The organism is Bifidobacterium castoris, assembly GCF_003952025.1.
Lineage (GTDB): Bacteria > Actinomycetota > Actinomycetes > Actinomycetales > Bifidobacteriaceae > Bifidobacterium > Bifidobacterium castoris.
This window is the reverse complement of the sequence record NZ_QXGI01000007.1, coordinates 74,966-88,017: the sequence shown is the minus strand read 5'-3', so window position 1 is coordinate 88,017 and position 13,052 is coordinate 74,966. Positions and strand designations below refer to the sequence as shown.

Sequence of the window (13,052 nt, the reverse complement as noted above, 5' to 3'; positions counted from 1 at the left end):
ATTCCCCCGGACGCTGCAATAGCGTGGCAGGCATGAGTGCAGTTCCCCCGATGCCGGCGCCGGGCGCCCCCGATCCGCATATGGCTGTTTCGATGCGTGGCCTGTTCAAACGCTTCGACGACAAGGTGGCCGTGGACGGCCTGTCTCTCGACATCCCCGTCGGCTCGTTCTATGGCCTCGTCGGTCCCAACGGCGCCGGCAAGACGACGACGATCAACATGTTCACCGGTATGCTCGTACCGGACGCCGGCGCGGCGGCGATCCTCGGCCATGACGTGTGGGCCGACACGGCGCGGGCCAAGCGCCTCATCGGCCTGATGCCGCAGCCCGACCAGATCTTCACGACGCTCACCGGCATGCAGCTGCTCGTCTACGCCGGCATGCTGCGCGGCATGGGCCGCGCCGAGGCGTCGCGCCGCGGCGCCGATCTGCTCGCCGCCTTCGACCTGACCGATTCGGCGCACGTCATGGTGCGCGACTATTCGGCCGGCATGACGAAGAAGATCTGCCTGGCGACGGCGATGATCCACAGCCCGCGCATCCTCGTGCTCGACGAGCCCTTCGAAGCGGTCGACCCGATCTCGAGCGCGAACATCAAGGACATCCTCGCCGAATACGTCGCGACCGGCGGCACCGTCATCATCTCGTCGCACGTCATGGCGCTCGTCGAACGCATGTGCACGCACGTCGCCGTCATCGACCACGGCCGCGTCGTCGCGGCCGGCACCGTCGATGCCGTCGCGGGCGGCGAGGACCTCGAGGAGCGCTTCCTGCAGCTCGTCGGCGGCCGCCACGGCGCCGCGCGCATCTCATGGCTCGACGGCGGCGAGGACGGCGACGCGACCGGTGGCGCCCGGACGGCGGCGCACGAAGGCGGCGCACGATGAGCGCGGCGACGGCCATGGCGGGCGACGTCCCCGGAGCCGCGCCGCAGACCGGCCCGTTGGCGCAGCCGTCCATCGGCACCTTCGTGCGGCTGCGCTGGGCGATCACCATCGCGACGCTCAGACGCTCCGTCTGGCAGCTCGTCGGCTTCATCATCACGGCGATCGTCGGCACCGGCTGCATCGTCGGCGCGCTGATCGGCGGCATCGCGCTCGGCGTGCAGTCAGACCCGCTCGTCGGCGTCGTGCTGCGCATCGCGATGCCGATCGCCGGCGCCTTCGCGATCCTGCTCGCCGTCCTCATCCAGCTGATGATCGTCGGCGAGAACTCGACGATGACGCCCGACAATTTCGCGATCTACGGCATCGGGGACCGCAGGCTGACGACCGGCCTCGTCGCCGCCGGCCTCGCCGGTCCCGCCGCCCTGACCTTCCTGCTGTGCTTGCTCGCGTTCACGCCCGCCTACGCCCGCTTCGGCGCGGCGGCGGTCATCGCCTCCGTGGCGTCCACCTTCGCCGTCATCGTCACGGCGATGTTGTGCTCGAAGGCGATGTTGTCGCTTTTCGGCGTCATCGTGCGTTCGCAGGCCGGCAAGAACCTGTTCTACGTCGTCATGATGGTCGTCATCATCCTGCTCGCCGAGGCGCCGGGCATGACGATGGCGACCCTCGACACGGCCGGCGCGGCGATCGACGTGCGCCACATGGTGCGCGCCGCGGACGTCGTCGGCTGGACGCCGCTCGGCGCGCCGTTCATGCTGCCCTTCGACGTCGCCGACGGCGCATGGGGAGCCTTCACCGCCCATCTGCTCATCGTCGTCGCCGCCTGCGCCGTGTGCTGGTGGCTGACGATGTGGAGCCTGCGCTATGCGCGCACCCACAACGCCGCCGTCTCCGGCGGCAAGGCGGAGAAGGGCCTCGGCATGTTCGCGCGCACCTCCGACTCGCCGTCCGGCGCCGTGGCCGCGCGCCTGCTGTGCATGCTGCGCCGCGACCCGCGCCAGTCGGTCATGTTCGTCATGCCGCTGCTCGTCGTTCTCATCTTCGCGTTCATGGGACGCCGGGTCGGCGACTGGTACGTCTGGGTCGGCATGATCGTCAGTTGCACGATGTTCGCGCTTAACGCGGCGAATGGCCTGGGCTACGACGGCCGCGGCTTCGCGATGGATGTCATCTGCGGCACGCCGGCGATCGACGACCGCCGCGGCCGCGCACGCGCCTACATGCTCGTCGCGACGGTGAGCATCGTCGTGCTGTTCGCGATCTCGATGGCCTGCTCGGGTTTCTGGCGTACGCCCTCCGGCTGGCTGCTCGGACTGACGCTCGGCGTATGCGGATGGTCGTGGACGCTCGCGACGATCGGCGTGGCCGAGGCGATGAACCCGGTCTTCCTGTATCCGACGCCGTCGCTCGAGAAGCCGTTCAGCACGCCGCAGGGCCGAGGCGCGGCGCAGATGTTCATTCCGCTGCTGCAGATGCTGCTCTTCGTGGCCGTCATGATTCCGACGATCGGCATTGTCATCGGCCTCGCCTTCGGCGGTGCACTCGACCGGTGGTATCCGGTCCTCATCCCGGTCGCCCTCGCCAACGGCGCCGGGGTCCTGTGGCTTGGTACATGGCTGGGGGCTAAGCTGTTGGAACGCCGCAAGCTCAAGGTCCTCGCCACGTTGGACGGCTTCGCGGCGCTGCAGCAGTAAGCTCCGCGGCCCCGCACCGGCCGCGGCCGGCGACGGGAGGAACGCGCGTGCAGGACGGGACGACGAATCCGCAGGCCGACGGCACCGGGACGCAGGACGGACGGGACGGTGCGCTGACGGCGGCGCAGCTGCACCGTTGGCGCCGTCGCCGCGCACGCCGCGTCGTCCTCGTCGTCGTCTCCGCGCTCGCATCGCTCGCGCTCGCCGGCGGCTACGTGTTCGCCGATGGCCTCGGCCTCGTCGACGGCGCGCTCACGTTCTCCTCGGTCGTCGACGGGGCGCCGACGGCCGCGACGACGCCCCGTGCCGGCGCGACGCTCGTCGCCGACGCCGACCTCGGGCGCGCGATCGACGCCGGCAAGGCCTCCGCTGCGGTCTCTGCACTCGTCCGTGCGAAAGGCGTCGGCGACGAGGTCTCGGTCCTCGTGCTGCAGCCGGACGGCACGACGGCCGCCGCGAGCGGCCAGGGCACGGCGCGCGAGCCGGCGTCGACGATGAAGACGCTGACGGCGCTCGCGGCGGCGTCGACGCTCGACATGGGCTCGACGTTCACGACGTCCACCCACCTCGTGCACGAACAGGACGGCGCGGACACGTTGATCCTCCAGGGCGACGGCGACATGCTGCTCGGCGCGGGGCAGAGCGACCCCCATCACGTCAACGGCCGCGCTGGCCTCGGCACGCTCGCCGAACGCACGGCGGCAGCATTGGCTAAACGCGGCGTCACGAAGGTGCGCCTCGCCTACGACGACACGATGTTCGGCGACGACCGCTATCCGGATCGCATCGCGGAGAACAACGGCAACCATCTGTACTACACGCCCGTCTCGTCGATGGCCGTCGACGGCGGCCGCCAGCGCGGCGGCGCGGCGGCCGACCCGGACCGCTTCTCCGACTATCCGCCGCTGTCGCAGACGACGGCGGCCGACGCGGCCGACATCTTCGCCGCGCGCCTGGCCGAAGCCGGCGTCGAAGTCACGAACGCGGACCGGCCGCTGCAGATGCGCACCCCCGAAGGACGCACACCGCTCGCCTCGGTCGAATCGGCGACGCTGAGCGCCGTCATGCGCTTCATGCTCCAGCATTCCGACAACACGCTCGCCGAGCAGTTCGGACGCCTGCTCGCGCTGCACATGAAGACCGGCAACTCGCCCGAGGCGGCCGTCAGCGCCGTGCGCACGCGGCTTGAGGCGCTCGGCGTGCCGCTCGACGGCCTCGTCATGGCCGACTGTTCGGGGCTGTCGCCGGGATCGCGCGCGACGGTGATGACGCTCGCCGACGTGCAGCTGCGCAACACCGAGGTCGGCGTCGCGCCGGCCGCCGCCGAAGGGCTTTCGGTGCCCGGCCTCGTCGGCACCGCCGCGACGCGTCTCGCCGACGACGGCGCGGCCGGCCTGATGCGCGTCAAGACAGGCAGCCTTGGCGCCGTCACGTCGATGACCGGCAACGTCTCGCGCAAGGAGGGCGGCGTCGCCGTGTTCGCGGTCATCGTCAACGATCCGCCCGACATGGGCGCTGCGCGTGACGCGATCGACGACTTCGTCGCCACGCTCACGGAGCTGTGAGATGGCGTATTCGGCCACGATGAAGCAGGCGATCGGCGCCGTGCGCGCCTCGCTCGCCGCCCAGGGTATCACGATCCAGGACACGCGCTTCGCCCGGCACGGCGAGCACGAGCCGGACGCCGACGCGCCGCTCGTCCTCGTCGCCTGCTCGGGCGGGCGCGATTCGCTCGCGCTCGCCGCGCTCGCCTCGATTGTGTGCGCCGCGTGGGGCGTACGATGCGGCGCCGTCGTCGTCGACCACCGGATGCAGCCGGGGTCCGCCGGCGTCGCCGCACATGCCGCCGGGCAATGCGCCGCGCTCGGGCTCGACCCGGTCGTCGTGCGCGACGTGCGCGTCGTCGACGCCCACGGCGAGGGCGCCGAGGCCGCGGCGCGCGCCGCGCGCTACGCGGCGCTCGTCGGCGAGGCGCGCCGTCTCGGCGCCGCCGTCGTGCTGCTCGCGCACACGAAGGACGACCAGGCCGAGACCGTGCTCATCGACCTGATCCGTTCGGGGGGCCTCGACGCCGTCGCCGGCATGCCGCCCGAGCAGCGGATCGACGGCGTGCGCTTCGCGCGCCCGCTGCTTGGCGTCGCGCGCGCCGACACGACGCGCATCTGCGAGGACCTCGACCTGACATGGTGGGACGACCCGACGAACGGCGACGACGTCGCCGACGACGAGCCGCTGCCGGCGCGCTACCCGCTGCGATCGCGCGTGCGGCACACGCTGCTGCCGCAGCTGAGCGCCTTCGCCGGCCGGGACATGGCGACGATGCTCGCCGACGGCGCCGCGCTCGCGCGCCGCGACATGGATCTGCTCGAACGGCTGGCCGACGGCGTCTTCGCGCGCAGCGTGCGTATCGAGGACGACGGAGCCGGGGGCATGCGCGCGTTCATCGACACGCGTTCGCTCGCCGCCGAGGACGCGGCGCTGCGCTTCCGTGTCGTCGCGCGCACGCTCGCGATGTGCGCGCCGGGCAGCGGCCGGCGCCACGTCGAGGCCGTCGAGGCCCTCGTCTCCGATTGGCACGGGCAACGGGGTGTGCGACTTCCCAGAAAACGCACAGCGAATCGTCAGAAACACGTCATTGAGGTGTGCCAAGATGTAACCCATGCAAATCGTCGACATAGAGCATGAAATCGATCATGAGCTGCTGAGCCATGAACAGATCGTGGGGAAGATCACCGAAGTCGCCGCACAGGCAAGCGAGGATTATCGCGGACGCACGCCGCTGCTCGTCTGCGTGCTCAAGGGAGCGGCCACGACGATGGTCGCGTTCTCCCAGGCGATGTCGATCCCGCTCGAGACGGACTACATGAGCCTGTCGAGCTACGGGTCGGGCACGGTGAGCAGCGGCGTCGTCACGGTGCGTCAGGACCTGTCGACCGACGTGCGCGGGCGCGACGTGCTCATCGTCGAGGACATCATCGATTCGGGGGTCACGCTCAAATGGCTCGTCGACGAACTCAAGCGCAGGGGAGCCGCATCGGTCGAGATCTTCGCGCTGTTGGAGAAACCAGCGCGGCATCAGGTGCAGTTGGACGTGAAATACAAGGGATTCGTGATCCCGGACGAGTTCGTCGTCGGCTTCGGACTCGATTATGACGAACGCTACAGGAACCTCGATTCGATCGCGGTGTTGAAGCCGGAAGTATACGAAGGAGAGCAGGCATGAGCATCCCGCAGGGGCCGCAGCAGCCACGCGGCAACCGCAACGGGTCGCCGGGCAACCGCCCGAACCCGTTCAACCCGTCCGACCCGAACAGCCCGGGCGGCGATCCGAACGGCAAGAGGAGCACTTGGCGCTCGCCGTGGTTCTGGGGCACGATCGTCGCGCTCGTCGCGCTCGTCATCCTCTTCCTGTCGATGAACGGCGGCGCGAAGACGATCACGACTGAGCAGGGCCTGTCGATCCTCAAGAACAACGCGTCGAACATCACGAGCGCGACGATCGTCGACAACCAGAACCTCGTCGAGCTCAAGCTCAAGGACGCCTATTCGGGCAAGGACCCGGAGTCGGGCAACGACCGCAACTACGGCACCGACGTGCAGTTCTACTTCGCGAGCGCGCAGGACGCCGACATCGTCAAGGCCGTCGAGGACGCCAAGCCGGCGAACGGCTGGACGGCGACGATCAAGACGCAGGGCGCGCTGACCTACATGCTCACGTCGCTGCTGCCGATCCTGATCATCCTCGGCTTCGGCTGGTTCCTGATGAGCCGCATGAGCAGCACGGGCGGCATGCTCGGCATGGGAGGCAAGAAGAACGCCGGCAAGCTCGCCGACGGCCAGATCCCGAAGACGAAGTTCTCGGACGTGGCCGGCGAGGAGGCCGCCGTGCAGGAGGTCGAGGAGATCAAGGACTTCCTCAAGGACCCGGCGAAATACAAGGCGCTCGGCGCGCGCATCCCGCGCGGCGTGCTGCTCTACGGCCCTCCGGGCACCGGCAAGACGCTGCTCGCGCGTGCGATCGCAGGCGAGGCGGGCGTCCCGTTCTATTCGATGGCCGGCTCCGACTTCGTCGAGATGTTCGTCGGCCTCGGCGCCTCGCGTGTGCGCGACCTGTTCGACGAGGCGAAGAAGAACGCCCCGGCGATCATCTTCATCGACGAGATCGACGCCGTCGGCCGCAAGCGCGGCTCCGGCATGGGCGGCGGCCATGACGAGCGCGAGCAGACGCTCAACCAGCTGCTCGTCGAGATGGACGGTTTCGACAACGACACGAACCTGATCATCATCGCCGCGACGAACCGTCCGGACGTGCTCGACCCGGCGCTGCTGCGCCCCGGCCGCTTCGACCGTCAGGTGGCCGTCGAGGCGCCGGACCTCGAAGGCCGTGAGGAGATCCTCAAGGTGCATGCGAAGGGCAAGCCCTTCGTGCCGGACATCGACCTGCACGCGATCGCCGTGCGCACGCCGGGCTTCACCGGCGCCGATCTGGCGAACGTGCTCAACGAGGCCGCGCTGCTGTGCGCGCGCGTCGGCGCCCAGCTCATCGACAACCGCGCGATTGACGAGGCGATCGACCGCGTGATGAGCGGCCCGCGCCGCCGCACGCGCGGCATGGCGCTCGACGAGCTGCGCAACACCGCCTACCATGAGGGCGGCCATGCGCTCGTCGCCGCCGCGCTGCACAACACCGACCCGGTCACCAAGGTCACGATCCTGCCGCGAGGCCGCGCGCTCGGCTACACGGCCGTCATGCCGACCGAGGACCGCTATTCGCAGTCGCGCAACGAGCTGCTCGACCAGATGGCCTATGCGATGGGCGGCCGCACCGCGGAGGAGATCGTCTTCCACGATCCGACGACCGGCGCGTCGAACGACATCGAGAAGGCGACGAGCATCGCCCGCCACATGGTCGGCGAATACGGCCTGTCCTCGCAGCTCGGCGCCGTCAAGTGGATCGACTCCGACGACGACCAGGGGCTCGACGGCCTGCGCCCGCGCAGCTATTCGAACGCGACGGCGGAGATGATCGACGAGCAGGTGCTCGACCTCATCGAGACCGCGCATCAGGAGGCGTGGCAGATCCTCACCGACAACCGCGAGATCCTCGACGAGCTCGTGCGCCGTCTGCTCGTCAAGCAGACGCTCAACGAGAAGGAGCTCAAGGAGGTCTTCGCGGGCATCAAGATGGCCCCGAAGCGTCCGGTGTGGCTGAGCAACCCGAACCGTCCCGATTCGGACGTGCCGCCGGTGCCGATCCCCGAATCGCTCAAGGAGTCGGCGGGAATCCCGCAGCAGCAGTTCTGACCGGACCGCGCGAGTCGGTCATCCAACAGGCCCGGCGCCGCAAAGCCCGGGCCTGTCGCATTGGTCGGCACGACGCGTCGGCGAATCGGCAAGCAGGAAGGACACGAACATGGGAACGCATACGCTCATCTGCCGGGAAGTGGCGGCCGGCAAGATCGACGTCGTCGACGACCCCTTCGACGGCGGGGCGCATCTGCACGCCGACGTCGAACTCGACGGCGGACTCGTCGCGCGCGCCTCGGCGACGACGCTCATCGAGACCGTGCGGCGCACCGTGGCGGCGCACGACGGCGAGACCGGCGCGATGGTCGCCGACGCCGTCGCCGAGGCGGTGCGCCGCGAGACGGCGGCCGCGACGGCACGGGTGACGCTCACGCTGACGCCGTCGACGCCCGCCCCGGTCTGCTGGCAGGTGCGCTGGACCGCGACCTCCGGCGAGACGCCGGAGGACTGCGCGCCGCAGGTCGCGGACGCGGCGCAGGACGCACATGCGCCGGGCGGGGAACACGAAGCCGACACGGCATCGCGCCGCGCCGTCGTGTCGATGGAAAGCGCGTCGCCGCAGGCGCCGTCGCTGTTCCGCGACGTCATCGTCGCGATCGACGCCGAGCCGGGCACGCAGATCGAAGGCATCTCTCCGCTTTACCATGCGATGACGGCCGACGGCGGCGAGACGCGCACCGCTGTCGCCGCGCTCGACACGGCGATGGACGCGGCCGCGTTGACGGCCTTCCTCAATGCGGCCTCGCGCGCCCATGACGGCGACGTCACGCTGCATATCGTCGACATCGACGACGCCGACGGCCGCGCGCGCATCGACGACGGGGGAGCGGGCAACCGCGCCGCGATCCTCGCGCCGTGGATGGACATGGACCCGATGGCGACCCTCCACGGCGATCCGCTCTCGTATCTGCTCGTCAGCGCGCCGGACGCGCCGTTCGCCGGACTCGAATCGGACCATTGGATCATCGGAGGCGTGCAATGAGGGCGGCGCATCGCACACGCTGGTGGATGTATCCGCTGGCCGCCGCGCTCGGCGTCGGCGGCGGCGCCGCGACGGGCGCGCTCGAGGAACGCCACCATGTCTTGCTGCTCGGGCTGCCGTGGTTCGTCTCGGCGATGCTCGCCGTCTTCGGCGTCGGCGTGCTCGTCGCCGCATGGCAGGTGCGCCGCTACACGACGACCGAGCCGCGTAAACGCGTGCAGCTCAAGACGATCACGCCCGAACGCGCCGTCGACACGCTGATTCTGTCGAAGGCGCTCGCGCTCGCCGGCGCCGTGCTGCTCGGCTGGTACGCGGGCGAACTGCTCATGATCGTCGGGCATCTGCAGGCGCCGTACTACCGCCGGATCGCCGTCGAATGCGTCATCGCGTGCGCGGCGAGCCTGATCGACATGGTCTGCGGCATCATCGGCGAAGGATTCTGCCAGCTGCCGCCGTCCGAGGGCCCCGAACATCCGAAGATCGAGCAGCGGCGCAACGGGATGCGCGGCGAACGGCGCGACCGCGGCGTCGCATGGAAGGACGACGGCGACGACGAGACCGCCGCACACGGCAGGTGACGGCGGCCTGAAGGGGAAAAGTGACGGGCAGCGCGTCAGCGCGCGTCCGCCGGCTGCGGGACGCGCACCATCGCCTCCTGCACGATCGCGGCGACGAGCGTGCCATCGCGGCGGTAGACCTTCGCCGTCGACAGGCCGCGGCCGTGGGCGGCGGTGGGCGTGTCCTGCACGTACAGATGCCAGTCGGTGACGTCGACGTCGCGGTACCACCACATCGAATGGTCGATCGAGGCGAAGGAGATGCCCGGTGTCATCACCGTCAGTCCAGTGCGGCGCAGGATCGGCTCGAGCATAATCTGGTCGCAGCCGAGCGCGAGGATCGCGCGGTGCATCGTCTGGGACACGTCGCAGTCGCCGTCGGCGCGCATCCACACGAGCTGACGGCCGCAATCGGCGGCCGCGCTCTTTTTGTCCGGACCGAGCAGGATCGGCTGGGACACGTAGCGGATGTCGAAGGGGGACTTGCACGCATAGTACTTCGCGAAGTTCGACTGGTCGGCGTACGGCGCCATCAGCTCCTTCGAGCTTTTGAGCGTCTCCGGTTCGGGGACGTCGGCGGGCATCGGGTCGGCGTATTCGACGCCCGGCTGTCCGGGCTTCTGGAAGCTCGCGATCGCCGTGAGGATCGATCCCTGCGACTGCGTGACGTTGACGCGGCGCGCCGAGAACGAATGGCCGTCGCGCAGGTTCTCGACGTCGAAGAGCAGATCCTCGTGGATGTCGCCGGGGGCGATGAAATAGCCGTGGATCGAATGCGGCTCGCGTCCTTCCGGCACCGTCTTCGAGGCGGCGACGAGCGATTGGGCGATGACCTGGCCGCCGTAGACGCGGCCGGTCGGGAAGTACATGCTCTCGCCGCTGATGTAGGTGTGGTCGCGGTAGACGGAAGGTTCGCCGAGGTTCAGCACATCGATCAGATGCTTCAGGGGAGTGGTGTCCGACGTCATGCGGCGTCCTTTCTTGTTCGGGGGCGGGATCTCGCTGCGCCCGGATGGCGCCCGTTGCGCGGGCGGTTGCGCTGACTGTCTGCAATCTATCAGCGGCGTGTTAAGAAACGGGCAAATCCCGTCCGATTGCCGCCGACAGCGTAGCCGGCGGGGACGATGTTCATGGGGGTCGGTGTTCATGCGAACATCCCGGGTGCGCCCTGCCGCGTTCATGATCGCGAAAGGGCCCGGTTGCGAACACCGCCGTCAGGTTATACGACGGTCGTGTTCGCAACCGGGCCCTTCGGGGCCGCCGGCGCGGAAGGTCAGCGGGTGAGCTTGCGGTGCAGACGGTGCGGCCGCGCCGCCTCTTCGCCCAGACGCGCGATCTTGTTCTCCTGGTACGACTGGAAGTTGCCTTCGAACCAGTACCAGCGCGCCGGGTTCTCGTCGTCGCCCTCCCACGCGAGGATGTGCGTGGCGATGCGGTCAAGGAACCAGCGGTCGTGCGAGATCACGACGGCGCAGCCCGGGAACTCGATGAGCGCGTTCTCGAGGCTTTCGAGCGTCTCGACGTCCAGATCGTTCGTCGGCTCGTCGAGCAGCAGCAGGTTGCCGCCCTGCTTGAGCGTGAGCGCCAGGTTGAGTCGGTTGCGTTCGCCGCCGGAGAGCACGCCGGTGAGCTTCTGCTGGTCGGATCCCTTGAAGCCGAAGCTCGCGACGTAGGCGCGCGTCGGCACCTCGACGCCGCCGACCTCGATGAAGTCGTTGCCGTCCGAGACGGCCTCCCACAGGTTCTTGTTCGGGTCGAGACCGGCGCGGTTCTGGTCGACGTAGCTGATCTTGACGGTGTCGCCGATCTTGAGGTCGCCGCCCGACAGCGGCTCGAGGCCGACGATCGTCTTGAACAGCGTCGACTTGCCGACGCCGTTGGGGCCGATGACGCCGACGATGCCGTTGCGCGGCAGCGTGAAGCTCAGGTCGTCGATGAGCACGCGGTCGCCGAAGGCCTTGTGGATGTGCTCGGCCTCGAGCACCGTCGAGCCCAGGCGCGGTCCCGGCGGGATCTGGATCTCGGAGAAGTCGAGCTTCTTCGAGTTGCGCGCCTCCTGCTCCATCTGGTCGTAGCGCTCGAGACGCGCCTTGTTCTTCGCCTGGCGGGCCTTCGGCGAGGAACGCACCCATTCGAGCTCGTTCTTCAGGCGCTTGGCGAGCTTGGCGTCCTTGGCGCCCTGGATCTCCATGCGCTTCGCCTTCGTCTCCAGATAGGTGGAGTAGTTGCCCTTGTACGGGTAGAGCTGGCCGCGGTCGACCTCGCAGATCCATTCGGCGACGTTGTCCATGAAGTAGCGGTCGTGGGTGACGGCGATGACGGCGCCCTGATACTGGTGCAGGAACTTCTCGAGCCACAGGATCGACTCGGCGTCCAGATGGTTCGTCGGCTCGTCGAGCAGCAGCAGGTCCGGCGCCTCGAGCAGCAGCTTGCACAGCGCGACACGGCGGCGCTCACCGCCCGAGCACACCGACACCGGCGTGTCCGGGTCCGGGCACTGCAGCGCGTCCATCGCCTGCTCGAGCTGCGAGTCGAGATCCCAGCCGTTCGCCGCGTCGATCTCGGTCTGCAGCTTGCCCATCTCCTCCATCAGCGCATCGAAGTCGGCGTCCGGGTTCGCCATCTCCTCGCCGATCTCGTTGAAGCGCGCGACCTTGTCGGCGATGCCGCCGAAGGCCATCTTGATGTTCTCGCCGACGGTCTTGTCCTCGTCGAGCGGCGGCTCCTGCTGCAGGATGCCGACCGTGTAGCCCGGCGTGAGCGACGCCTCGCCGTTGCTGACGGTGTCGAGTCCCGCCATGATTTTGAGCAGCGTGGACTTGCCCATGCCATTGGGGCCGACCACGCCGATCTTCGCGCCCGGCAGGAAGCTCAGCGTGACGTTGTCGAGGATCACGCGGTCGCCGTACGCCTTGCGGGCGTTGATCATCTGATAGATAAACTCAGCCAAAGTTGGTTCCGTTCCGTTGTCCGTCTTGCTTCGTGGAATCGAAGCGGTCGCAAATGCACAACCATTATTCCAAAAGCGGTCTACACTTCGTCCTACCGCGGCGGCGGCGCGTATATTCCATCGTCGCCGCGGGCACACGCTCAGATGACCACGCCGCCGCAGTGGTCGATCTCGTGCTGGATGATCTGCGCGGTGAAGCCGTCGAAGGAGGCGCGCCGTTCGCGCCCGCGCCGCGTCAGATATTCGACGTCGATATGCTCCCACCGGCGCGCCGGCCGCTCGCCCTCGAGCGACAGGCAGCCCTCCCGCGTCTCGTACGGATCGTCGGCGTGCGTGACGACCGGGTTGAACATGACGGTGACCAGGCCGTCGAGATCCTCGTCGACGAAGGCGATGATGCGTTTGCGTTCGCCGATCATGTTCGCGGCCATGCCGACGCAGCGCCCGCGGTTCGCCTTGAGCGTGTCGACGAGGTCGGCCGCGGTCGCGGCGTCGGCCGAGTCGTTCGGATCGGCGTCTTCGGACGGCTTGGACAGGAACGGGATGGAGGTGACGATCGTTCGTTGCATGGGCAGCAAGTATAGCGGTGCCCCGCGCATGGGAGCATGCGCGGGGCCGCAGTCGGCGGCCGCGGCGGCTCACAGCGTCGCGTCGGGTGCCGGTGATGATTCTTGG

General features: G+C 68.9%; 11 protein-coding genes. 8 read left to right on the top strand and 3 right to left on the bottom strand.

All coding sequences use genetic code 11. The features are described from left to right. The first annotated feature begins 32 nt into the window (after positions 1–32). From D2E22_RS08090 to D2E22_RS08055, 8 genes are all read left to right on the top strand, one after another. Positions 33–887: an ABC transporter ATP-binding protein gene (locus D2E22_RS08090; RefSeq protein WP_126032587.1), complete on the top strand. Its 855-nt coding sequence runs from the start codon at positions 33–35 to the stop codon at positions 885–887. Then, a complete protein-coding gene (locus tag D2E22_RS08085) occupies positions 884–2,581 on the top strand; it encodes an ABC transporter permease (protein ID WP_126032586.1) in 1,698 nt (565 codons plus the stop codon). Before D2E22_RS08090 ends, D2E22_RS08085 begins: the two co-directional genes overlap by 4 nt. A 113-nt stretch (positions 2,582–2,694) precedes the next feature. Next, positions 2,695–4,146 (top strand): D-alanyl-D-alanine carboxypeptidase/D-alanyl-D-alanine-endopeptidase, encoded by a 1,452-nt coding sequence (locus D2E22_RS08080; RefSeq protein ID WP_126032619.1) that lies wholly within the window; start codon positions 2,695–2,697, stop codon positions 4,144–4,146. Between the two features lies 1 nt (position 4,147). Beyond that, the gene (gene tilS, locus D2E22_RS08075) at positions 4,148–5,266 is read left to right on the top strand and encodes a tRNA lysidine(34) synthetase TilS (protein WP_126032585.1); all 1,119 of its coding nucleotides are present in this window, start codon (positions 4,148–4,150) and stop codon (positions 5,264–5,266) included. After that, positions 5,241–5,804: a hypoxanthine phosphoribosyltransferase gene (hpt, locus tag D2E22_RS08070; protein WP_126032584.1), complete on the top strand. Its 564-nt coding sequence runs from the start codon at positions 5,241–5,243 to the stop codon at positions 5,802–5,804. The genes tilS and hpt overlap by 26 nt, the downstream gene beginning before the upstream one ends. Next, positions 5,801–7,885, top strand: coding sequence for an ATP-dependent zinc metalloprotease FtsH (gene ftsH / locus D2E22_RS08065; RefSeq protein ID WP_126032583.1), 2,085 nt, complete (start codon positions 5,801–5,803; stop codon positions 7,883–7,885). Before hpt ends, ftsH begins: the two co-directional genes overlap by 4 nt. Positions 7,886–7,994: 109 nt before the next feature. Next, complete coding sequence (locus D2E22_RS08060; RefSeq protein WP_126032582.1) at positions 7,995–8,870, top strand: hypothetical protein; 876 nt, start codon at positions 7,995–7,997, stop codon at positions 8,868–8,870. Further along, entirely contained in the window at positions 8,867–9,448 is a 582-nt protein-coding gene (locus tag D2E22_RS08055; RefSeq protein WP_126032581.1) for a DUF3180 domain-containing protein, read from the top strand. Before D2E22_RS08060 ends, D2E22_RS08055 begins: the two co-directional genes overlap by 4 nt. A gap of 35 nt (positions 9,449–9,483) precedes the next feature. On the opposite strand, the gene D2E22_RS08050 is transcribed toward D2E22_RS08055, so the two are convergent. The 3 genes from D2E22_RS08050 to D2E22_RS08040 all read right to left on the bottom strand — a co-directional run bounded on the left by D2E22_RS08050 (position 9,484) and on the right by D2E22_RS08040 (position 12,946). Continuing rightward, positions 9,484–10,395 carry an acyl-CoA thioesterase gene (locus tag D2E22_RS08050; protein WP_126032580.1) on the bottom strand — a complete coding sequence of 304 codons (912 nt, stop codon included), beginning with the start codon at positions 10,393–10,395 and terminating at the stop codon, positions 9,484–9,486. Between the two features lie 305 nt (positions 10,396–10,700). Then, entirely contained in the window at positions 10,701–12,377 is a 1,677-nt protein-coding gene (gene ettA / locus D2E22_RS08045; RefSeq protein WP_095613277.1) for an energy-dependent translational throttle protein EttA, read from the bottom strand. A 140-nt stretch (positions 12,378–12,517) separates the two neighbouring features. Next, a complete protein-coding gene (locus D2E22_RS08040; RefSeq protein WP_126032579.1) occupies positions 12,518–12,946 on the bottom strand; it encodes a peptide deformylase in 429 nt (142 codons plus the stop codon). Positions 12,947–13,052 lie beyond the last annotated feature (106 nt).